The organism is Corynebacterium sp. HMSC056E09 (assembly GCF_001813425.1).
Lineage (GTDB): Bacteria > Actinomycetota > Actinomycetes > Mycobacteriales > Mycobacteriaceae > Corynebacterium > Corynebacterium hesseae.
The window spans coordinates 60,882-81,956 of the sequence record NZ_KV812490.1 but is presented as its reverse complement, the minus strand read 5'-3'; the positions used below and the strand labels follow the sequence as shown (position 1 = coordinate 81,956).

Sequence of the window (21,075 nt, the reverse complement as noted above, 5' to 3'; positions counted from 1 at the left end):
CCACCTGCGCAAGGTCACACCAGCTACCCCACCCTCCCCCTTCCGCCTATGACTCAATTCACAAGGCATACTGCTGTACATCATCCGAAAGTTCGCACCCTAACGGGGAACGCGGCGCGGGGTTCGCAGATCGCCCAACTCCAGCCGTAAAGTGTGTCGAGGATAGACCTTGATATATAAGGAGAAGCAAGTTTATGTGCGGACTCTGCGCGCTGCTCAGCGCCGATCGCAACGCCGCCCAACACGTGGAGGCACTCGAGCAGTCCCTCCAGTGCATGCGCCATCGCGGCCCCGACGCTGCTGGTACTTGGCATGACGATGATGCGGCTTTTGGTTTTAACCGCCTGTCCATCATCGACCTCGAGCACTCCCACCAGCCGCTGCGTTGGGGTCCCGAAGACAACCCGCAGCGCTACGCTCTCACCTTCAACGGCGAGATTTATAACTACGTCGAGCTGCGCGAAGAGCTCATCGCCGCCGGCTACACCTTTAACACCGAGGGCGATGGTGAGCCCATCGTCGTCGGCTACCACCACTGGGGCAAGGACGTAGTAGAGCACCTACGCGGCATGTTTGGTTTCGTCATCTGGGACACCGAAACGCGCACGATGTTTGCCGCTCGAGACCAGTTCGGCATCAAGCCCCTCTATTACGCCACCACGGCTGCCGGCACGGTGTTCGCCTCCGAGATGAAGTGCATCCTCTCGATGGCCAATTCGCTAGGTCTAGATCTCAGCCTTGATAAGCACGCCATCGAGCACTACACCGACCTGCAGTACGTGCCGGAACCGGAATCCCTCCACGCCAATATTCGCCGCGTCGAGTCGGGTTGCACCGTCACTCTTCGTCCCGGCGAAAAAGTCGTGTCCGAGCGCTACTTCAAGCCTCGCTTCCCCATTCAGCCCGTTAAGCAGGGCGAAGAGCAAAAGCTCTTCGACAAGATTGCACGGGCGTTGGAGGATAGCGTCGAGAAGCACATGCGTGCCGATGTAACCGTAGGTTCCTTCCTGTCCGGCGGCATTGACTCCACTGCCATTGCGGCCTTGGCCAAGCGCCACAATCCGAACCTGCTCACCTTCACTACCGGCTTCGAGCGGGAAGGCTATTCCGAGGTGGATGTCGCCGCCGAGTCTGCCGAGGCAATCGGTGTGGAGCACATCGTCAAAATTGTCTCCCCCGAGGAGTACGCCGACGCCGTCCCAAAGATCATGTGGTACCTGGACAATCCCGTTGCGGATCCTTCCCTCGTGCCGCTGTACTTCGTTGCCCAGGAGGCCCGCAAACACGTCAAGGTGGTACTTTCCGGCGAAGGCGCAGACGAGCTCTTTGGTGGCTACACCATTTACAAGGAACCGCTCTCGCTGGCTCCGTTTGAGAAGATTCCTTCCCCACTGCGCCGCGGCTTGGGCAAGCTCTCGCAGGTGCTCCCCGAAGGAATGAAGGGCAAGTCCCTGCTCAACCGCGGTTCCATGACCATGGAGGAGCGCTACTACGGAAATGCTCGTTCCTTCAACTTCGAGCAGCTCCAGCGCGTCCTGCCCTGGGCTAAACAGGAATGGGACCACCGCGAGGTCACCGCGCCGATTTATGCGCAGTCTCAAGACTTCGACCCCGTAGCCCGCATGCAGCACCTCGACCTGTTTACGTGGATGCGCGGCGATATCCTGGTCAAGGCCGACAAGATGAACATGGCCAACTCGCTCGAGCTGCGCGTCCCCTTCCTTGACAAGGAAGTGTTTAAGGTCGCGGAGACCATCCCCTATGACCTCAAGATTTCGCACGGCACCACCAAGTACGCGCTGCGCAAGGCCATGGAGCAGATCGTCCCGCCGCACGTGCTGCACCGCAAGAAGCTGGGCTTCCCGGTTCCCATGCGCCACTGGCTGGCAGGCGATGAACTCTACGGTTGGGCCCAGGATCAGATCACGGAATCTCAGACCGAGGACATCTTCAACAAGAAGGAAGTCCTGGAGATGCTCAAGGAGCATCGCGACGGAGTATCCGATCACTCGCGCCGCCTGTGGACGGTTCTGTCCTTCATGATCTGGCACGGCATCTTCGTGGAAGAGCGCATCGACCCCAAGATTGAGCAGCGCGATTATCCCGTGAAGCTCTAGAGTCACCCACCCTCTTCTGTCCAACTTCCAGAAGTAGGAAACGGTACCGGGAACCCGGTACCGAGAAGATTGAAGAATAAAAAGCGAAGCCCTCGCCACGTGGCGAGGGCTTCGGCATATCGTCTATGTGACTTTAATTGAAGGAGTCACCGCAAGCGCAGGAACCGCCAGCGTTGGGGTTATCGATGGTAAAACCTTGTGCCTCAATGGTGTCGGAGAAGTCAATCTTGGCACCGGTGAGGTACGGGATGGACATCTTGTCTACGACGAGGTTGACGCCGCCGATGGTGTCTACCTTGTCACCATCCAGAGTGCGGTCATCGAAGTAGAGCTGGTAGCGCAGGCCAGCACAGCCACCCGGCTGGACGGCGATGCGCAGCGAGAGATCATCGCGGCCTTCCTGCTCAAGCAAAGACTTTGCCTTGGCAGCAGCGGCCTCGGTCAGGATAACTCCGGTTGCAGACGCGGGAGCGGTCATGGTTTCTCCTCTTATATATACGGAATTTTCTGGAGCCCACCCTACCCCCTCACAGGAGAGGAAGAAAGGATGCCTCGCAGTCGAACAGTGTCGTGCTCTCTTTCCTCAACGCCGGCTCCCGCGGGCCTATTCCCAGTATGTCCGTGCGACCTTGTACGCTAAACAGCGTGAAACTTCCGTGGCAAAAAGATGACAAGACCTCTTCACCCGCCGAACAAACCCCGGCGCCGGAAGAGCAACCCGCCGCCGAGAAACCGCACCGCAAGGGCTACACGCCGCCGAAGGGCCGCCCTACGCCCAAGCGCGATGCGCAGGAAATCGCCCGCGGCGTCAAGCGCGATCCCCGAGGAATGTCGGAGGCGCAGCGCTACCAGCACCGCAAGGAGCTCAAGGCTTCCATGTCCAAGCAGGAGTGGAAGGAATACAAGCGCAAAGAGCGCCAAGAGTCCCGCGAGCGCAACAAGGTGGCACAGGAGCGCATGGCCGCTGGCGACGAACGCTACCTGCTCGCCCGCGATAAGGGCGAGGTCCGCCGCTACGTGCGTGATTGGGTAGATTCCCGCCGCTTCATCAACGAGTGGGTCATGCCCTTTATGATCGTGCTGCTGGTGCTTATGTTCGTCAGCAGCCGGGACCCGCGCCTGTCCCAGATCGTTTCTATCGGCGCCATGGCGGTCATCGTGGTCTTCGCGGTCGAGGGCTTCTGGCTCGCGCGCAAGTGCAATAACGCCGTACGTCTCAAGTTCCCCGGCACCACCGAGGCCGGTTTTGGCCTAGGCTTCTACGCGTACTCCCGCGCCTCCCAGCCGCGTAAGTGGCGCACCCCGCGCCCGCAGGTGGAGCGCGGAGCCACCGTCTAGACCGGAGGACACATGCCTGAATTCACCGCCGTTCCCCAGCTGCGCCCTGCAACCGCAGCACAACCAAACCGCGTGGCAGAGATTGCCGCGTGGTTGGCGGCAGCCCAGGATTCTCAGCAGGCTAAGCCACTTCAGCGCCCTCGCGCCATTGTCTTTCTCAGCAATCCCGCTATCGCGGTGGACACGACCGATGCCGGCGCGCTCACGCAACACTCCCCTGCTGATGAGGAACGGTGGCGCGAGAACCTCTTCAGCGCTGCGCAGCGCGCAGGGGCAGGCATAGACTTCGTCGAGTGCACCAGCGCAGAGTCCGCCAGCGCTAAGCCTGGCGCCACTTCCGCCGCCATGACCCCTGTGGAGTTCGAATCCTTCATCGATGTGGGCATGGCCACCGCAGATCGCGAGATCGATTCCGGTTCGGATCTACTCATAGCGTCGGCTCGTGGCATCGATGACGCGACCGTCGCCGCAAGCCTTATGGGCCGGATTACCCACACCGAACCGGTGGCCATCGTGGGGACGAATACGCTCGCAAGCGGTATTACGGATGCGCAGTGGAAGACCCGCGTGAGCATTGTGCGGGACTCCATGTTCCGCGCCCGCAACCTGGAGGGCTGGGAAGTTGTGCAGACCATCGGCACCCCGAGTGTGGCAGCACTAGTGGGTTTCATCGCCCAAGCCACGGCGCGGCGGACGCCGGTGCTTATCGACGGCCCCCTGGCCGCCACCGCCGCCGTCCTCGCCGAGCGCAGTGCCCCCGGCGTGAAAGGCTGGCTGCGCGCGGGAAGCACGACCCCCGAACCGGCGTATGCCCTCGCCCTCAAGGAGCTCGGGATTGAACCGCTGCTCGATTTAAACCTGAGCGAAGGTTTCCCCCTCGGCGCGCTCGCGGCCCTGCCGCTGGTGCAGCTGGCCGCCGAGCTTGCCTAAGCGAATTGCGCTCTAAGCCTCCACCAGCGTGTGCAGCCAGCCGTGGGTATCCTCAACGGACCCGCGCTGGATGCCGGTGAGGCGCTCACGCAAAGCCATCGTCGTGGCCCCTGCCTCATCGTTGTTGATGTGGAAGTCAGTATCGGTGCCCATGACGTGGCCCACCGGGGTAATGACGGCAGCGGTACCGCAGGCAAAGGCCTCCACCATCGCACCGGAGGCAACGTCGTGCTCCCACTCCTTGTAGGTGATGCGACGCTCTTCGACCTTCAAGCCCATATCTTCGGCCACCTGCAGCAGGGACTTGCGGGTAATGCCCGGAAGCAGCGATCCCGACAACGCCGGGGTTACCAGAGTCTGGTTGCCCTCTTCGCCGTAGACGAAGGCCAAGTTCATGCCGCCCATCTCCTCGATGTAGGTGCGGTCGATGGCATCCAACCACACCACCTGGTCGCAGCCCTTTTCCGCTGCCTGCGCCTGAGCGAGCAGGGAGGCCGCGTAGTTGCCGGCGAACTTGGCCGCACCCGTGCCGCCGGGGGCGGCGCGAACATAGTCGGTGGACAGCCAGACGGACACCGGCTTGATACCACCGGAGAAGTACGCGCCGGCCGGGGAGGCGATGACAACATAGCGGTAGGAGTGCGCCGGGTGCACGCCCAGGGACACATCGGTAGCGATCATGAAGGGGCGGAAGTACAGAGCTGCTTCGCCACCGGCTTCGGGGACCCAGGCCTGGTCGACGTCGACAAGCTGGCGCAGGGACTCAATGAACTCTTCTTCCGGGAGCTGCGGCATGGCCATGCGCTCCGCGGAAGCTTGCAGACGCTGCGCGTTCTGCTCCGGGCGGAAAGTGGCGATGCTGCCATCGGGCTGGCGGTAGGCCTTGATGCCCTCGAAGATAGCCTGGCCGTAATGGAAGACGGTGGACGCCGGATCCATACTGAACGGCGCGTAGGGGCGCACCTGCGCGTCATGCCATCCTTTGTCCTCGGTCCAGTCAATCGTCACCATATGGTCGGTGAAATATTTGCCAAAGCCCGGTTTCGCCAAAATCTCCTGCAGGCGCTCCGGGGAGGTGGGGTTTTCAGTTCGCGTCACGGTGTAATTCAACATGTTTCATAGCGTACTCCCCCAACACCTATAGATATGCAGAAATGCCCTGGCGGCGTAGTCACCCCTTGAGCGCATCGCCCCTGACGCGTTCCACATCATGGACACGGGTAGGGTGTGAGGAGTATCCCATTGTCACTTTTCTCAAGGAGGACATCGTGGCTTCTACCACGTTCGAATTGCCCGCACGCGGCTCTTTCCCCACCGTTGAGCTGGCCAAGAAGGCCCCCAAGCAGGCGGACGCCCTGTTGATCGCAACCTTTGCTGGCGAGGATGGGCTCGAGGTGCCGGGTACCTCCCTGCTCGGCTCCTCGGCGCTGCGCTCAACGTATGAGGCGCTCACCGCAGTGGGGGCGACGGGCAAGGCTGGGGAAATCGTGAAGGTCCCCGCCCCGCAGAAGGCGGGCGCTGCACAGGTCATCGCGTTGGGTTTGGGCGGCGTCGAGGAACTCGACGATGAAGCATTGCGCCGCGCCGCGGGCAGCGCCGCCCGTGCCACCACTGGCGTCGGCACCATCGTGACCACCCTCGCGGACTTCGGTGTGAGCGCCGCCGTCGAAGGCCTCATCCTTGGCGGCTACGCCTACCGCGGCATCCGCTCCACCGAGCTCACGGAAAAGGAACAGCCGGCAACCTTCGTCGTTGTGGCTGATAAGTCCGCCTCCGAGGAGTTCGAGGCCGCTCGCACCGTGGCAGAGTCTGTTTTGTTCACCCGTGACTTGGTGAATACCCCGGCGAACGAGCTCTACCCGGAGTCCTACGCCGCCATCATTTCCAGCCAGGCCAAGGAAGCCGGGCTTGACGTCGAGGTGCTCGATGAAAAGCAGCTGGCAAAGCAGGGCTTCGGTGGCATCTTGGCTGTGGGTAAGGGCTCGGCCCGCCCGCCGCGCCTGGTGCGCCTGAGCTGGAAGCCCAAGAAGGCCAAGAAGCACGTGGCTCTTGTGGGCAAGGGCATCACCTTCGATACCGGCGGTATTTCCTTGAAGCCGGGCAACGGTATGTGGGACATGATCTCGGACATGGGTGGCTCGGCTGCCATGGCTGCCACCATTATCGCGGCTGCCAAGTTAAAGCTGCCGGTCCAGATCACCGCTACCCTGCCGCTGGCTGAGAACATGCCGGGCTCTGGCGCCACCCGCCCGGGCGATGTCATTACCCACTACGGTGGCCTGACCTCCGAAGTTCTCAACACCGACGCCGAGGGCCGCCTCGTGCTTTCCGACGCCATTGCGCGCGCCAGCGAGGACAAGCCCGACTACCTCATCGAGACCGCTACTCTTACCGGCGCACAGATCGTGGCGCTGGGCTCTCGCACCGCGGGCGTTATGGGCTCCGAGGTCTTCCGCGATCGCATCGCCGAAATCGGCCGCGAGGTGGGCGAAAACGCGTGGGCCATGCCGCTGCTGGAGGAGCACGACGAGGAGATTAAGTCCCAGGCCGCGGACATCCGCAACATCAACGCCAAGCGTGAAGGCGGCATGGAGTTCGCCGGCACCTACCTCAAGCAGTTCGTAGGCGAAGGCATCGAGTGGGCGCACATCGATATCGCCGGCCCCTCTTGGAACGGTTCCGCTCCGCGCGGCTACACCCCGAAGCGCGCCACCGGTGTGCCGGTGCGCACCGTGGTGGCAACCCTGCGCGAGATTGCCGAAGCCTAGATCAGAGCGGCTTCGACTAGGCCCGTCGTGTGAGCGGCTTCAGGCCGCTCACACCTCTTCGCCGGCGATGACGTAGTCCTCCTTGTCCGCCAGCGGGAGGACGGTGCCGTCGGACATCGCGCGGTCGGTGACGACCCCGTTATCGTCGACAAGCGCCACCTCGTTGCCGCCCTCACGCAGCCGGCGCAGGCCTTCCTTGAGCATGCGCCGGCCCACCGTGTGCAGGCCGGAAACCTGTGAGAAGTCCAGCGCTAGGCGCTTGCCAGAGAATTGGCGCTCCTCCAGCTCGTGGAGGATGGCTTCCGTAGCGGTGAAATTGATGTGGCCCTGCAGTCGGATGATGGCCGTCTCATCATCTTCATCAACACTGCGTACCGGATGCACGCCGAAGCGGTTCTCCGTGGACATCAGGTGCAGGCCCATGTCCGAGGAAAGCTCGCGGAAAATCGCGGTGCCACGCACGCTATTTCCCTGCTCGTCGAGGCGCGGCGAGAACGTCGCCACACCGATCTGCCCCGGCAGCGTACCAATGAGCCCGCCGGCCACACCCGACTTAGCGGGGATTCCCACTTCCGCCATCCACCGCCCCGCGCCGTCATACATGCCACACGAACTCATCACTGCCAAGGTCATGCGGCACACATCGGCGTCCAGAATCTTCTCCCCCGTCACCGGCTGGCGCCCACCATTGGCCAAAGTCGCGGTCATGACGGCGAGGTCGCGCACGTCGACCGACAGCGCGCACTGCGAGGTGTAGGACAGAACTGCGTCGTGGGCATCGTCCTGAATGATTTCATAGGAGCGCAGCATGTGCGCGAGCGAAAGGTTTCGTTCGGCGTGCTCGAGCTCGGAGTCACACAGGCGCTTATCGACGTCTACCTCGCGCCCCGCCAGCTTTGAAATGAAAGAACGAATCTTCTCCACGCGGTCCTCCACGCTGGAGTCCACACCGTTGATGAGCTGGTTGACCACAATGGCACCGGCGTTGATCATCGGGTTCACTGGGCGGTGATCCTTTGCCAGGGAGAGCTCGTTAAAGGCCTGGCCGGAGGGCTCTAGGCCGACGACCTCACGAACCTCATCGAGCCCCAGTTCCTGCAGCGCCAGCGCGTAGACGAAGGGCTTGGAGATGGACTGGATGGTAAAGCGGTTCTCCGCATCGCCAGCACTGTACAGGTGCCCCGTCACAGAGCACAGGGCTACGCCGAGTTGGTCAGGGTTTGCACTGGCCAGCTCTGGGATATAGTCCGCGACCTCGCCAGAATCGTGGTCGTGAACACGGTCGAGGATTTTTTGTAGATAAAAAGGAATCGGTGATTTCATCGGTATCCAGCCTATAGAATTACCGCGTATGAAGCCTGCACTCATCATCGTTGACGTCCAACATGACTTCTGCCCTGGCGGCGCACTTGCCACCGAAAAAGGCAACGAGGTGGCCGACCGCATCGGCGCCCTTCAGCCTAGCTATGACACCGTCGTGGCTACCCAGGACTGGCACATCGATCCGGGCAGCCACTTTTCCGAATCGCCCGACTTCGTCGATTCCTGGCCAGTGCACTGCGTTGCTGATTCCTTTGGTGCCGCCATGCACGAATCCATCGGCGCCGCCCAAGCCTACTTCCGCAAAGGCGAATACACCGCTGCTTATTCCGGGTTCGAAGGCGCGGCCGATGGTGTGTCATTGGCAGACTGGTTGCGCGAGCGCAACATCACCGCCGTGGACATCGTTGGCATCGCCACCGATCACTGCGTGCGGGCCACGGCGCTCGACGCAGTTAAGGAAGGCTTCGCCGTCCGCGTTCTGGCACACTACTGCGCGCCTGTCGATGAGTCCCGTGGCGCCGCCGCGCTTGCCGAGCTCGCGGATGCGGGCGCAACCATCGTGAAGGACTAGTCCTTATTCTGCTGCTGGCGCTGCTCAAAGCGCTCGCGACGTTCACGTTGCTCTTCCCTCTTGCGCAGGATGCGTTCGCGTTCAATGCGCTCGCGCATGCGCTGCGGATAGCCGGTCTCCTCGACGTCATAGACATCGCATCGAAGCAGCTTGGCTACCGCATCGATCCCTTTCGGCCCGCCGATACGGCGGCGGATGAAGGCGCCGTTCTCATCAACTACGACCACGGACATCTCGTTGACCACGGTTTCCGGCTCAACGAAGGCCTCGATATATGCGCGTCCCTGTGCCCAGGTTTGAAGCTCCCGGGCGTCTTCTGCGCGAATCGTCTCCCCCGGTGCGCGGGGCGGGCGCAGCTGGGACTTAGAGCTGTTGCGGCGGAAGGGGTTGAACATGGCTCTTTAGCCTACCGGAGGCATCCTTGAGCCCCTTCGTGCGGAGGATGCCCTAATTCACCCCACCCGTGCGCGCCTTTTATAAACACGCTGTAGAATCGAACACTAGCGTTTCAATAATTCCAACTTTCGAGGAGTCTTAATACTTATGGCACACTCTGTTGTGATGCCCGAACTGGGCGAATCTGTAACCGAAGGCACGATTACCCAGTGGCTGAAGTCCGTCGGCGACACCGTTGAGGTCGACGAGCCTTTGCTCGAGGTCTCCACCGACAAGGTCGACACCGAAATCCCGTCCCCGGTCGCCGGCACCATCCTCGAAATCAAGGCAGAGGAAGATGACACCGTAGACGTGGGCGAGGTCATCGCCATCATCGGTGACGAAGGCGAATCCGCACCGGCTGCTGAGGAGTCTGAGGATTCCTCCGAGAAGGCTGATGAGACTCCGGACAAGCCTGCTGAGGACGCTGAGTCCGAGGCCTCTGCTGCTTCTGGTGACGCCACCGACGTAGAGATGCCGGAACTCGGTGAGTCCGTCACCGAGGGCACCATCACCCAGTGGCTGAAGTCCGTCGGCGACACCGTCGAGGTCGACGAACCACTCCTCGAGGTCTCCACCGATAAGGTCGACACCGAAATCCCGTCCCCAGTCGCCGGCACCCTCGTTGAAATCCTCGCCGAGGAAGACGACACCGTCGACGTCGGCGCCGTCATCGCCCGCATCGGCGACGGCTCCGCCGCCGCTTCCGAGAAGCCTGCCGCCAAGGAAGAAAAGGCAGAGCCGAAGGCAGAAGAAAAGAAGGAAGAGCCCAAGGCAGAAGAAAAGTCCGAGACTCCTGCTGCTTCTGGTGACGCCACCGACGTAGAGATGCCGGAACTCGGTGAGTCCGTCACCGAGGGCACCATCACCCAGTGGCTGAAGTCCGTCGGCGACACCGTCGAGGTCGACGAACCACTCCTCGAGGTCTCCACCGATAAGGTCGACACCGAAATCCCGTCCCCAGTCGCCGGCACCCTCGTTGAAATCCTCGCCGAGGAAGACGACACCGTCGACGTCGGCGCCGTCATCGCCCGCATCGGCGACGGCTCCGCCGCCCCGGCCAAGGAAGAAAAGGCCGAGAAGAAGGAAGAGCCGAAGGCAGAGGAAAAGGCCGACAAGAAGTCCGAGGCCAAGGCTGAGAAGAAGGACGAGAAGCCGGCCGCGTCCGCTGAGCCGAAGGCTTCCGAGACCTCCACCAAGGTCAACAACGGTGACAACGTCCCGTACGTCACCCCGCTGGTACGCAAGCTGGCTGAGAAGCACGGCGTGGATCTCTCCACCGTCTCTGGCACCGGTGTTGGCGGCCGCATCCGCAAGCAGGATGTGCTGGCCGCTGCTGGCGAGGGTGAGGCACCGGCTTCCTCCGCTAAGGCAGCTTCCAGCAGCCCGCGTGCTCGCTGGTCCACCAAGTCCGTGGATCCGGAGAAGCAGGAGCTCATCGGCACCACCAAGAAGGTCAACCGTATCCGCGAGATCACGGCGTCCAAGATGGTTGAGGCCCTCCAGATCTCCGCTCAGCTGACCCACGTCCAGGAAGTCGATATGACCGCCATCTGGGATATGCGCAAGCAGTCCAAGCAGGCGTTCATTGACAAGTACGAGGCCAACCTCTCCTTCCTGCCGTTCATCGTGAAGGCAACCGTTGAGGCACTGGTGTCCCACCCGAACGTCAACGCTTCCTACAACCCGGAGACCAAGGAGATGACCTACCACGCTGACGTCAACGTGGCCATCGCCGTAGACACCCCGAAGGGCCTGCTCACCCCGGTCATCCACAAGGCTCAGGAGCTGACGCTGCCGGAGATCGCTCAGAAGATCGCCGAGCTGGCTGACAAGGCACGCAACAACAAGCTCAAGCCGAATGATCTGACCGGTGCAACCTTCACCGTGACCAACATTGGCTCCGAGGGCGCCCTGCTGGATACCCCGATTCTGGTTCCGCCGCAGGCCGGCATCCTGGGTACCGCCGCTATTACCAAGCGTGCGGTTGTCGTGACCGAGGACGGCCAGGACGCCATCGCTATCCGCCAGATGTGCTACCTGCCGTTCACCTACGACCACCAGGTGGTCGACGGTGCCGACGCTGGTCGCTTCATCACGACCATCAAGGACCGCCTCGAAACCGCGGACTTCGAAGCTGACCTTGACCTTTAAGCCTTAGAGCTAAGCCCTAGGCTTGCTCCCCCGCCACTGCGGCCGGGGGAGCTTCGTCGTTTTCGCCCTGCTTTCCTCCATCCCACAAACACAGCTCGGTGACATCGCTCAGAGGAACCGCTACCCCTCCAAAACTGACGAAGTTTCCTTCAGATCCTCAGAGATCGGCGCCAACTTTGTCAGTTAGGCGCGTTTTCTTTATCCGTCTTGCCACCAAGACCCGACAACTGTGACTCAGCACACTAGACTGAGCCGCATGGTTTCTCAGAAGTGGTTTCGCGTCGCACTCGGTATGTTCCTCGTCGCCTGCGGCGCCAATCTCTTCGCTCCCATGGTCGTGGTCTACCAAACCACCACCTCCCTCGGGGTTCTGCAAACAACCTTCCTTTTTGGCATCTACGCCCTCGGCATCATGGTCGCCCTATTCATCGGTGGTCCGCTTTCGGATTCGCTAGGGCGCCGCGCCATCATGCGCCCAGCTGTCCTCACCACCACCGCCGGTTCCCTCGTTTTCCTCACCGGCGCAGGCGGCGCCTTCCTCCCCTTGTTGATCGGCCGCCTGTGCGCCGGTGCCGCCGTGGGCCTCGCCATGTCTTCCGGCGCGGCCTGGATCAAGGAGCTCAGCACACATCTGAGCGTTGGAGCCAAGCGTTCCTCCATAGCCCTGTCGGCCGGTTTCGCATCAGCACCCGGCGTGGCTGGTATCGCCGCCGAGTTCCTCCCCTGGCCCACCGTTGTTCCTTATCTTTTGCACATCGGCCTAGCACTCATCGTGGTCCCACTCGTGTGGACGGTGCCGGAACAGCAATCTGCACAGTCAGCTTCGAGGCGCCGTTCATTTGTCCCGACCAGCCTGATTACTCCCCACTACTTACCGGTGGTGGCCTACGCACCATGGGTCTTCGGCTCCGCCACCACCGCCTTTGTGTTCCTGCCCGCGCAGCTCAGCGAGCACCTACGCCACCCCGTTCTTGTCGCCGGCCTGTGCGCGCTTCTCACCATGGGCAGCGGCGTGGTTATCCAGCAACTGGCTGGCCGCATCCGCGTGACCTCGTTCCACGGCATGGCGCTGGCCGCAGTAGGAATGGCACTGTGCCTCGCTGTCCTCGCTGCGGCTCATCATGGTTGGGCAGTTTTTCTCCTGCTTATCGCGGCCATCATCATGGGCAGCTCCTATGGAATCGGCATGCTCAGCGGACTCGCGGAGACCCAAGCCATCGCCGACGCAGAGGAGCTCGGTGCAGCGACGGGGGTGTTTTATTCACTGACCTATCTGGGTTTCTTTGCCCCCTTCATCCTGTCACTTTTGGGCCCTGCTGTTGGCTATTCCACGGCCTTCGTCATCGGCCTCACCGTCGCGGTAGCGACCGCCGTAGCGCTGCGCCTCCATGTCAGGGGTAACCGGGGCTAATGTCATGGCCTACGCCTTATACTTGGGGGCAGTTTAGGTCACACAATCTAACGCCACAAAGGAGATAAAACACATGGATTTCATCTCTCGCCACCTCGGGCCTGATGCGGCCGAGCGTGAGACGATGCTCAAGGCAGTGGGCTACGACAGCGTGGAGGCACTCGTCGACGCCGCCCTGCCCACCTCCATCCGCGCCACCGAGGCGCTGAACCTCCCGGAGGCTTTGAGCGAAGATGACGCGCAGGCGAAGCTGCGCGAGTACGCCTCCCAGAACGTCGTGCTGAAGTCCTTTTACGGCCAGGGTTATTCCGATACCCTCACCCCGGCGGTCATCCGCCGCGGGCTGCTGGAGGATGCCGGCTGGTACACCGCATACACGCCCTACCAGCCGGAGATTTCGCAGGGCCGTCTCGAAGCCTTGCTCAATTTCCAGACCATGATTGAGTCCCTGACCGGTCTTCCCATCGCGAACGCCTCGCTTCTCGACGAAGCCTCCGCCACCGCCGAAGCCGTCGGCCTCATGGCCCGCGCGGTGAAGAAGGGCCGCCGCGTGCTGCTCGATTCCCGCCTGCACCCGCAGGTTCTCGCCGTCGCTGCCGAGCGCGCCCGAGCCATCGAGCTCGAGGTCGAGATTGCTGATGTCCGCGATGGCATCGTCGGCGAAGACCTCGTCGGCGCCGTTCTGGCCTACACCGGAACCGAGGGCGATATCGTCGACCCCCGCGCCGCCATCGAAGAGCTCCACACCCGCGGCGCTCTTGCCGCCGTCGTGGCTGACCCCCTGTCGCTGCTTCTCTTGGAAGCCCCCGGTGAGATGGGCGCGGACGTGGTCCTCGGCTCCTCGCAGCGCTTCGGCGTGCCGCTCTTCTTCGGCGGCCCGCACGCGGCCTTCATGTCCGTCACGGACAAGCTCAAGCGCCAGCTGCCGGGCCGCATCGTGGGTGTGTCGAAGGACGCCGCCGGCCGCCCCGCCTACCGCCTCGCATTGCAGACTCGTGAGCAGCACATCCGCCGCGAGCGCGCGACCTCCAACATCTGCACCGCCCAGGCTCTGTTAGCCAACGTGGCCTCCATGTACGCGGTGTACCACGGTCCTGAGGGCCTCAAGGCCATCGCGCAACGCGTCCACGACCGCGCTTCTGCTTTCGCTGCGGCCGTCACCGACGCGGGCAAGGAGATTGTCTCCCGCGACTTCTTCGACACCGTGACCGTGACCGGCGTGGATGCCGCCGCCATCAAGACCCAGCTTCAGGAGCAGGGTTACCTGGTGCGCGCCATCGGCTCGGACAAAGTCTCGGTCTCCTTCGGCGAGTCCGCCACCAGCGAGGATGTCAACATCCTCGCCGCCGCCTTCGGCGCCGAGTCCTCCGCTAACTCCGAGCCAGCCGCGTCTGGCTCCTTCGAGATTCCGTCCTCCGTCCAGCGCGCCGAGGCCCCGCTGCGGCACGAGATCTTCAACTCCATCCACTCCGAGACCCAGATGCTGCGCTACCTGCGCACCTTGGCGGATAAGGACCTGGCCCTGGACCGCACGATGATCCCTCTGGGTTCGTGCACGATGAAGCTCAACCCCACCGCCGCGATGGAGCCCATCTCCTGGCCGGAATTCGCCGGCATCCACCCGTATGCCCCGGAGGAGACCACCGCGGGCTGGCGCGCGCTGATCGACGAACTCGAGTCCTGGCTCGCCGAGATTACCGGCTACGCCCAGGTCTCCATCCAGCCCAACGCCGGCTCCCAGGGCGAGCTGGCCGGCCTTCTGGCCATTCGCCGCTACCACGTGGCCAACGGCGATCACGGCCGCGATGTCATCCTCATCCCGGCCTCCGCGCACGGCACCAATGCGGCCTCAGCCACCTTGGCCAACCTGCGCGTCGTCGTGGTCAAGACCGCCGACGATGGCTCGATTGACCTCGCCGACCTCGACGCCAAGATTGAGCAGCATGGCGAGCACATCGCCGGCATCATGATTACCTACCCCTCCACCCACGGCGTCTTCGACCCCGAGGTGCGCGAGGTCTGCGACAAGGTTCACGCGGCCGGCGGCCAGGTCTACATCGACGGTGCCAACATGAACGCGCTAGCCGGTTGGGCCCGTCCGGGTGCCTTCGGCGGCGATGTGTCCCACCTGAACCTACACAAGACCCTCACCATCCCGCACGGCGGCGGTGGCCCGGGTGTGGGCCCGGTGGGCGTCGCCAAGCACTTGGTGCCCTTCCTGCCGGCCGATGCCAATGATCCCAAGCTGGATCCCTCGCAACCGACTGCGGAGACCACCGGCGTGCCGTCCACCGCATCGCGCTACGGTTCCGCCGGCGTGCTGCCAATTTCCTGGTCCTACCTGGCCATGATTGGTGCACAGGGTCTGACCGACGCCACGAGCCACGCCATCCTCGGCGCAAACTACCTGGCACAGAGCCTGAAGGATTCCTTCCCAGTGCTTTACACGGGCAATGCCGGCCTGGTGGCTCACGAATGCATCTTTGACCTGCGCGAGCTGACCGACGCCTCCGGCGTCACCGCCGCCGACGTGGCCAAGCGCCTCGTGGACTACGGCTTCCACGCGCCGACCCTCTCCTTCCCAGTGGCCGGCACCCTTATGGTGGAGCCCACCGAGTCCGAGGACCTGGGTGAGCTGAACCGCTTCATCGAAGCCATGCGCTCCATCCGTGCCGAAATCCAGGAGATCATCGACGGCCAGGTGGCCTACGAGGACTCCGTCATCCACCACGCACCGTTCAACGCCGAATCCGTCGCGGCCGACGAGTGGGACTTCTCCTTCACCCGCCAGCAGGCCGCCTACCCGGTAACTTCGCTGCGCGCCAACAAGTACTTCCCGCCGGTGCGCCGCATCGACGAGGCTTATGGTGACCGCAATCTGGTGTGCACCTGCCCGCCGCCAGAGGCTTTTGACTACTCCGACGAGAACCAGGAGGTTTAATCAATGACTGACTACCTGCACTCCCCGCTGCATGCTGAGCATGAGAAGCTCGGCGCCACTTTCACGCCCTTCGGGCCGTGGGAGATGCCGCTGAAGTATGACAATGAGCTTGAGGAGCACCGCGCAGTGCGCAATGCTGCGGGCCTCTTCGACCTGTCCCACATGGGTGAAATCTGGGTCAACGGCCCGGACGCCGCCGAGTTCCTGTCCTACTGCTTCATCTCCAACCTGGTTCCCCTCAAGGTGGGCAAGGCAAAGTACTCCATGATCTGCGCCGAGGATGGCGGCATCATGGATGATCTCATCACCTACCGCTTGGAGGAGACCAAGTTCCTCGTCGTGCCGAATGCCGGCAACGCCGATACCGTGTGGGAGGCTCTCAACGAGCGCGCCGAGGGCTTCGACGTAGACCTGAAGAACGAGTCCCGCGATGTGGCCATGATTGCTGTCCAGGGCCCGAAGGCGCTGGAGATCCTCGTCCCGCTGGTGGAGGACACCAAGCAACAGGCAGTGATGGACCTTCCCTACTACGCCGCCATGACCGGCAAGGTGGCGCGCAAGTACGCTTTCATCTGCCGTACCGGCTACACCGGCGAGGACGGCTTCGAGCTCATCGTCTACAACTCCGATGCCCCAGAACTGTGGGAGGAGCTGCTCAAGGCCGGCGAGGAGTACGGCATCAAGCCCTGCGGCCTGGCCGCGCGCGACTCCCTGCGCTTGGAAGCTGGCATGCCGCTTTACGGCAACGAGCTCACCCGTGATATCACTCCGGTGGAGGCCGGCATGTCACGCGCCTTTGCCAAGAAGGAGCAGGACTTCGTGGGTGCAAAGGTACTGCGCCAGCGCGCCGAAGAAGGCCCGCAGGCCGTTATTACCGGCCTGGTCTCCTCGCAGCGCCGCGCCGCGCGCGCCGGAGCGGAGGTCTTCGTTGGTGAGAACAAGGTAGGCACGGTGACCTCCGGCCAGCCCTCCCCCACCCTGGGCCACCCTGTCGCGCTCGCGCTCATCGATACCGCCGCAGGCTTGGAGGCCGGCGACGCCGTGGAGATCGACATCCGCGGCAAGCGCTACCCCTTCGAAGTGTCCGCGCTGCCCTTCTACAAGCGCGAGAAGTAAACTCCACTACTGAATCCATCTACCGAAAGGACATCCCTTCTCATGGCTAATCTTCCTTCCGATTTTTCCTACTCCGAGGACCACGAGTGGATTAACGCAGCTGCTGATTCCGTCGTCGGTTCCACCGTCCGCGTCGGCATCACCTCCGTGGCCACCGACCGCCTGGGTGAGGTTGTCTTCGCCGAGCTGCCTGCTGTGGGTGACACCGTTGAGCACGGCGAGACCTGCGGCGAGGTGGAGTCCACCAAGTCCGTGTCTGACCTGTACTCCCCGGTCACCGGCACCGTCACCGCCGTCAACGAGGATGTGCACGATGACTACGCCGTCATCAACAACGATCCCTTCGGTGAGGGCTGGCTCTTCGAGGTCGAGGTCACCGAAGCCGGCGAGCTGATGACTGCTGAGGAGTACGCCTCCGCCAACGGCGTGGCCTAAATCTGCGCTTGAACAGCGCGCATTCAGCCCCTGTCTGGCTGAATCTTCGCGGGGACTAGCATGGGTATCCATGACTGCTCCCCGCGAACCTTTCTTTCCCGCCAACCGCTCTATTCGCGCTTCCGACGAGCCACTGGAGATCCGCCGCTTGGGCCGCATGGGCTACCAAGAGGCCTGGGATCTCCAGGCCGAGCTCGCCGCAGCGCGGGCGGCAGGCACGCAGGGTGATGTCATCCTCGTGGTTGAGCACCCCAACGTCTATACCGCCGGCAAGCGCACGCAGCCGGAGGATATGCCCGATAACGGCCTGCCGGTCATTGACGTCGACCGCGGCGGGCGTATCACCTGGCACGGCGAGGGCCAGCTGGTTGTCTACCCCATCATTAAGCTGGCGGAGCCGGTCGACGTCGTTGACTACGTCCGCCGCCTTGAGGAAGCCATCATCCAGGCCGTCCGCGAACTCGGTGTGAGCACCGCCGGGCGCATCGATGGCCGCTCGGGCGTGTGGGTTCCGTCCACCACCCGCGCCGCCGATCCGGCCGCCCCGAAGCGCGACCGCAAGCTGGGTGCGCTAGGCATCCGCGTTACCCGCGGCGTAACCATGCACGGCCTCGCCCTCAATTGCACCAATACCCTGGAGTACTACGAGCACATCGTAGCCTGCGGCATCGACGATGCCGACGTGTCAACCCTCTCGCTGGAGCTTGGCCGCGAGGTCACCATTCAGGAAGCGGAAGCGCCGCTTCTCGACGCCCTCCTCAAAGCCCTCTCAGGTGAACTCACCGTGGCCGACCACACCTTCGCCTCGGCGCCTGATCCCATCAAGGTGGCCAACGAGAAGGCACGCCAAGCCCGCAAAGCAGCAGAGGGAAAGTAGAAGATACCCTCGGTGGAATAAACCCGGCTCTCGCAGGACTTGTATTAGGAAGAGCTAACTCTAACGCGTAAAGTGAGGTTCCGTGACTGTTAAGCCTGAAGGACGCAAGATGCTCCGCATTGAGAAGAAAAATGCGGAGTCGCCCATCGAACAGAAGCCACGCTGGATCCGCAACCAGGTTCGCACCGGACCGGGTTATGAGGACATGAAATCCCGCGTATCCGGAGCTTCCCTACACACCGTGTGTCAGGAGGCCGGCTGCCCCAATATTCACGAGTGCTGGGAATCGCGTGAGGCTACCTTCCTCATCGGCGGTGACAAGTGCACCCGCCGCTGCGATTTCTGCGATATCGCCACCGGCAAGCCGGAGGAATTGGACCGCGACGAGCCGCGCCGCGTGGCCGAGAACATCCAGGAGATGGATCTCAACTACACCACCATCACCGGCGTGACCCGCGATGATCTTCCCGACGAGGGCGCCTGGCTCTACGCCGAGGTTGTGCGCAAGATTCATGAGCTCAACCCGCACACCGGCGTGGAGAACCTCACCCCGGACTTCTCCGGTAAGCCGGATTTGCTCCAAGAGGTTTTTGAAGCCCGCCCCGAAGTCTTCGCCCACAACCTGGAGACGGTGCCGCGCATCTTCAAGCGCATCCGCCCGGCCTTCCGCTATGAGCGTTCACTCGACGTCATCCGCCAGGCTCACGAGTTTGGTTTGATCACCAAGTCCAACCTCATCCTGGGCATGGGTGAAACCGCCGAGGAGATCGAGGAAGCCCTTCGCGATCTCCGCGAGGTCGGCTGCGACATCATCACGATTACCCAGTACCTGCGCCCCGGTCCGCGCTTCCACCCCATCGAGCGTTGGGTGCGCCCAGAGGAGTTCGTGGAGCACTCCAAGCTGGCCAAGGAACTGGGCTTCGGCGGCGTCATGTCCGGCCCGCTGGTGCGCTCCTCCTACCGCGCTGGCCGCCTTTACGTGCAGGCTATGGAGGCCCGCGGTCTCGAGCTGCCGGAAAACCTGAAGCACTTGGCGGAGACTTCCCAGGGTGCTACTGCCCAGGAGGCCTCCACGCTTCTGGAGAAGTACGGCCCCTCCGAGGAGACTCCGGTGACCACGCGCATGGTTAAGACCCCGGCTGGTGCAGCGAACCCGAACTCTGCGGCGTCCACTATTCGCTAGTTCGATTCTCTTTTTGACCCTCTGACCTCTAAAGTAGGAGCCATGGCTAACGACGACAAGGCATCGCTGAAGGAAGCGAAGAAGCAGGAGCGCGCAGCAAAGCGCGCCCAGCGCAAGCAGAACTGGTCACAGATGTGGCAAGCGTTCAACATGCAGCGCAAGCAGGACAAGGCGCTCATCCCCATCATGCTGGCTGCATTCTTGGGCATGGGCTTGCTCTTCTTCCTTATCGGCACGCTCTTCAACGGCCAGTGGTTCATGCTCATCCTGGGCTTGGGCATCGGCGCCATCCTGGCCATGTTCCTGTTTACCCGCCGACTCGAGCGCGATATGTACAAGAAGGTGGAGGATCAGCCTGGCGCCGCCGGCTGGGCCTTGGAGCAGCAGCTGCGCAACACCGTCGGTGTGGTGTGGAAGGTCAAGACTGGTGTGGCCGCTACCCGCCAGCAGGACCTTATCCACCGCGTTATCGGCAACTCGGGCGTCATCTTCGTCGTCGAGGGCGACCGCAAGCGCGTCGGCCCTACTCTTAACCGCTTGAAGAAGCGCGTGGACCGTATGGCCGGCGGCGTGCCGGTGTACGAGGTCTTCGTGGGCAATGGCGAGGACGAGGTTCCCGTGTCTAAGCTGCGCAGCCACATTATGAAGCTGCCGCGCAACTACAACAAGAACGAAACCTACGACAACATTCGCCGCATCGAGGCTATGGATGATCTGCCAGGCACCACCCCGGGTCTGCCCAAGGGCCCGATGCCCCGCCAGGCTCAGAACATGGCGGGCATGAACCGCCGTATGCGCCGTATGCAGGAGCGCAAGGGCGGCAAATAAGCCACTAGCTCCAAGCACATCAAGGGTCCCTTCCGAGAGTTCGGAAGGGACCTTTTACGTTGCCTTCGAAGCCCCCGGCCTTGTTGCCTCACGCACCCCAGCAGCTTTATTGCTGGTCCCAACAGCCTTAGGCCATGATGACGGCGGTGCCGGTGGCGCGGTCGTGGAGGCCGCGGCCGTCGGCGTCGACCATCGCTGCGGGAAACAGCACGGCGGTCAGCAAAGTACGGACCACCGCACGCCACAGGCCGACGGAAGTGCCTGGCACGTCGAGGCGCGCCACGCCCATACCGAGCAACGCCATGCCCGGGGTGCGGGCGAACAGCCACCCGCACACGATGCCCATGACTACCCACACTGCATAACCCAGGAAGGCGGGACCGCCCAGATTGTCGGTGAAGAGCTCGAGAACGTTGGCAATGATCATGGCCAAAATCCAGTCAATTAACACGCCGAACGTACGCCGCATTACCGATGCCAGGGCACCTGGCCCTTCCTTGGGCAAGCCCAATGCCTGCCCAGGCCACTGCCCCGACCCGATGCCATCGTTGTTATCTGCCATGCCCACCAATCTAGCCGCCGTCCATCCCGAGCAGAAATTTTGCCTTCAGGTGCCCACGCGTCCCAGTGATGCAGCCAATACCTGTA

Annotated in this window: 18 protein-coding genes; 13 read left to right on the top strand and 5 right to left on the bottom strand. The window is 62.7% G+C overall.

Annotated elements, in window-relative coordinates:
* Positions 1 to 194 precede the first annotated feature (194 nt).
* Entirely contained in the window at positions 195 to 2,117 is a 1,923-nt protein-coding gene (asnB, locus tag HMPREF2912_RS03340) for an asparagine synthase (glutamine-hydrolyzing) (RefSeq protein WP_070683227.1), read from the top strand.
* Positions 2,118 to 2,250: 133 nt separating this feature from the next.
* On the opposite strand, the gene HMPREF2912_RS03335 is transcribed toward asnB, so the two are convergent.
* On the bottom strand, positions 2,251 to 2,595 hold the full coding sequence (locus HMPREF2912_RS03335) for a HesB/IscA family protein (RefSeq protein ID WP_070512402.1): 345 nt from the start codon (positions 2,593 to 2,595) through the stop codon (positions 2,251 to 2,253).
* Positions 2,596 to 2,762: 167 nt separating this feature from the next.
* On the opposite strand from HMPREF2912_RS03335, the gene HMPREF2912_RS03330 reads away from it, so the two are divergent.
* Both HMPREF2912_RS03330 and HMPREF2912_RS03325 read left to right on the top strand, forming a co-directional pair.
* A complete protein-coding gene (locus HMPREF2912_RS03330; RefSeq protein ID WP_070683226.1) occupies positions 2,763 to 3,455 on the top strand; it encodes a DUF3043 domain-containing protein in 693 nt (230 codons plus the stop codon).
* A gap of 12 nt (positions 3,456 to 3,467) precedes the next feature.
* On the top strand, positions 3,468 to 4,385 hold the full coding sequence (locus HMPREF2912_RS03325; protein ID WP_070683225.1) for a nicotinate-nucleotide--dimethylbenzimidazole phosphoribosyltransferase: 918 nt from the start codon (positions 3,468 to 3,470) through the stop codon (positions 4,383 to 4,385).
* A gap of 12 nt (positions 4,386 to 4,397) precedes the next feature.
* Here the strand turns inward: HMPREF2912_RS03325 and HMPREF2912_RS03320 are convergent, their stop codons facing one another.
* A complete protein-coding gene (locus HMPREF2912_RS03320; RefSeq protein WP_070683222.1) occupies positions 4,398 to 5,498 on the bottom strand; it encodes a branched-chain amino acid aminotransferase in 1,101 nt (366 codons plus the stop codon).
* A gap of 155 nt (positions 5,499 to 5,653) precedes the next feature.
* Here HMPREF2912_RS03320 and HMPREF2912_RS03315 point away from each other — a divergent pair, with 155 nt between their 5' ends.
* Positions 5,654 to 7,153: a leucyl aminopeptidase gene (locus tag HMPREF2912_RS03315; RefSeq protein WP_070683218.1), complete on the top strand. Its 1,500-nt coding sequence runs from the start codon at positions 5,654 to 5,656 to the stop codon at positions 7,151 to 7,153.
* 48 nt (positions 7,154 to 7,201) lie between these two features.
* On the opposite strand, the gene HMPREF2912_RS03310 is transcribed toward HMPREF2912_RS03315, so the two are convergent.
* The gene (locus HMPREF2912_RS03310; RefSeq protein WP_070683215.1) at positions 7,202 to 8,476 is read right to left on the bottom strand and encodes a glutaminase; all 1,275 of its coding nucleotides are present in this window, start codon (positions 8,474 to 8,476) and stop codon (positions 7,202 to 7,204) included.
* A gap of 28 nt (positions 8,477 to 8,504) precedes the next feature.
* On the opposite strand from HMPREF2912_RS03310, the gene HMPREF2912_RS03305 reads away from it, so the two are divergent.
* Positions 8,505 to 9,047 (top strand): isochorismatase family protein, encoded by a 543-nt coding sequence (locus HMPREF2912_RS03305; RefSeq protein WP_070533375.1) that lies wholly within the window; start codon positions 8,505 to 8,507, stop codon positions 9,045 to 9,047.
* Here HMPREF2912_RS03305 and HMPREF2912_RS03300 read toward each other — a convergent pair.
* Positions 9,044 to 9,442, bottom strand: coding sequence for an oxidoreductase (locus HMPREF2912_RS03300; protein WP_070519782.1), 399 nt, complete (start codon positions 9,440 to 9,442; stop codon positions 9,044 to 9,046). The genes HMPREF2912_RS03305 and HMPREF2912_RS03300 overlap by 4 nt on opposite strands.
* 148 nt (positions 9,443 to 9,590) lie before the next feature.
* Here HMPREF2912_RS03300 and sucB point away from each other — a divergent pair, with 148 nt between their 5' ends.
* The 8 genes from sucB (at position 9,591) to HMPREF2912_RS03260 (ending at position 20,427) form a co-directional block, all read left to right on the top strand.
* The gene (gene sucB, locus HMPREF2912_RS03295) at positions 9,591 to 11,636 is read left to right on the top strand and encodes a 2-oxoglutarate dehydrogenase, E2 component, dihydrolipoamide succinyltransferase (protein WP_070683213.1); all 2,046 of its coding nucleotides are present in this window, start codon (positions 9,591 to 9,593) and stop codon (positions 11,634 to 11,636) included.
* A gap of 256 nt (positions 11,637 to 11,892) precedes the next feature.
* The gene (locus tag HMPREF2912_RS03290) at positions 11,893 to 13,047 is read left to right on the top strand and encodes an MFS transporter (RefSeq protein WP_070683211.1); all 1,155 of its coding nucleotides are present in this window, start codon (positions 11,893 to 11,895) and stop codon (positions 13,045 to 13,047) included.
* A gap of 73 nt (positions 13,048 to 13,120) precedes the next feature.
* The gene (gcvP, locus tag HMPREF2912_RS03285) at positions 13,121 to 15,988 is read left to right on the top strand and encodes an aminomethyl-transferring glycine dehydrogenase (protein ID WP_070683210.1); all 2,868 of its coding nucleotides are present in this window, start codon (positions 13,121 to 13,123) and stop codon (positions 15,986 to 15,988) included.
* A gap of 3 nt (positions 15,989 to 15,991) precedes the next feature.
* Positions 15,992 to 17,104: a glycine cleavage system aminomethyltransferase GcvT gene (gene gcvT / locus HMPREF2912_RS03280; protein WP_070596482.1), complete on the top strand. Its 1,113-nt coding sequence runs from the start codon at positions 15,992 to 15,994 to the stop codon at positions 17,102 to 17,104.
* A gap of 42 nt (positions 17,105 to 17,146) precedes the next feature.
* Positions 17,147 to 17,539 carry a glycine cleavage system protein GcvH gene (gene gcvH, locus HMPREF2912_RS03275; RefSeq protein WP_070683208.1) on the top strand — a complete coding sequence of 131 codons (393 nt, stop codon included), beginning with the start codon at positions 17,147 to 17,149 and terminating at the stop codon, positions 17,537 to 17,539.
* A 70-nt stretch (positions 17,540 to 17,609) separates the two neighbouring features.
* Positions 17,610 to 18,416 (top strand): lipoyl(octanoyl) transferase LipB, encoded by an 807-nt coding sequence (gene lipB / locus HMPREF2912_RS03270; protein ID WP_070596484.1) that lies wholly within the window; start codon positions 17,610 to 17,612, stop codon positions 18,414 to 18,416.
* 109 nt (positions 18,417 to 18,525) lie between these two features.
* Complete coding sequence (gene lipA, locus HMPREF2912_RS03265; protein WP_039676162.1) at positions 18,526 to 19,599, top strand: lipoyl synthase; 1,074 nt, start codon at positions 18,526 to 18,528, stop codon at positions 19,597 to 19,599.
* A gap of 42 nt (positions 19,600 to 19,641) precedes the next feature.
* On the top strand, positions 19,642 to 20,427 hold the full coding sequence (locus tag HMPREF2912_RS03260; protein WP_070596486.1) for a DUF4191 domain-containing protein: 786 nt from the start codon (positions 19,642 to 19,644) through the stop codon (positions 20,425 to 20,427).
* Between the two features lie 127 nt (positions 20,428 to 20,554).
* On the opposite strand, the gene HMPREF2912_RS03255 is transcribed toward HMPREF2912_RS03260, so the two are convergent.
* Positions 20,555 to 20,989 carry an RDD family protein gene (locus tag HMPREF2912_RS03255; RefSeq protein ID WP_070520142.1) on the bottom strand — a complete coding sequence of 145 codons (435 nt, stop codon included), beginning with the start codon at positions 20,987 to 20,989 and terminating at the stop codon, positions 20,555 to 20,557.
* Positions 20,990 to 21,075 lie beyond the last annotated feature (86 nt).

Excerpts from the sequence above, each read along its gene's own strand:
- asnB (WP_070683227.1), top strand. The coding sequence starts at position 195 with ATGTGCGGACTCTGCGCGCTGCTCAGCGCCGATCGCAACGCCGCCCAA.
- HMPREF2912_RS03335 (WP_070512402.1), bottom strand. The coding sequence starts at position 2,595 with ATGACCGCTCCCGCGTCTGCAACCGGAGTTATCCTGACCGAGGCCGCT.
- HMPREF2912_RS03325 (WP_070683225.1), top strand. The coding sequence starts at position 3,468 with ATGCCTGAATTCACCGCCGTTCCCCAGCTGCGCCCTGCAACCGCAGCA.
- HMPREF2912_RS03320 (WP_070683222.1), bottom strand. The coding sequence starts at position 5,498 with ATGTTGAATTACACCGTGACGCGAACTGAAAACCCCACCTCCCCGGAG.
- HMPREF2912_RS03310 (WP_070683215.1), bottom strand. The coding sequence starts at position 8,476 with ATGAAATCACCGATTCCTTTTTATCTACAAAAAATCCTCGACCGTGTT.
- HMPREF2912_RS03305 (WP_070533375.1), top strand. The coding sequence starts at position 8,505 with ATGAAGCCTGCACTCATCATCGTTGACGTCCAACATGACTTCTGCCCT.
- HMPREF2912_RS03300 (WP_070519782.1), bottom strand. The coding sequence starts at position 9,442 with ATGTTCAACCCCTTCCGCCGCAACAGCTCTAAGTCCCAGCTGCGCCCG.
- sucB (WP_070683213.1), top strand. The coding sequence starts at position 9,591 with ATGGCACACTCTGTTGTGATGCCCGAACTGGGCGAATCTGTAACCGAA.
- HMPREF2912_RS03290 (WP_070683211.1), top strand. The coding sequence starts at position 11,893 with ATGGTTTCTCAGAAGTGGTTTCGCGTCGCACTCGGTATGTTCCTCGTC.
- gcvP (WP_070683210.1), top strand. The coding sequence starts at position 13,121 with ATGGATTTCATCTCTCGCCACCTCGGGCCTGATGCGGCCGAGCGTGAG.
- gcvT (WP_070596482.1), top strand. The coding sequence starts at position 15,992 with ATGACTGACTACCTGCACTCCCCGCTGCATGCTGAGCATGAGAAGCTC.
- gcvH (WP_070683208.1), top strand. The coding sequence starts at position 17,147 with ATGGCTAATCTTCCTTCCGATTTTTCCTACTCCGAGGACCACGAGTGG.
- lipB (WP_070596484.1), top strand. The coding sequence starts at position 17,610 with ATGACTGCTCCCCGCGAACCTTTCTTTCCCGCCAACCGCTCTATTCGC.
- lipA (WP_039676162.1), top strand. The coding sequence starts at position 18,526 with ATGCTCCGCATTGAGAAGAAAAATGCGGAGTCGCCCATCGAACAGAAG.
- HMPREF2912_RS03260 (WP_070596486.1), top strand. The coding sequence starts at position 19,642 with ATGGCTAACGACGACAAGGCATCGCTGAAGGAAGCGAAGAAGCAGGAG.
- HMPREF2912_RS03255 (WP_070520142.1), bottom strand. The coding sequence starts at position 20,989 with ATGGCAGATAACAACGATGGCATCGGGTCGGGGCAGTGGCCTGGGCAG.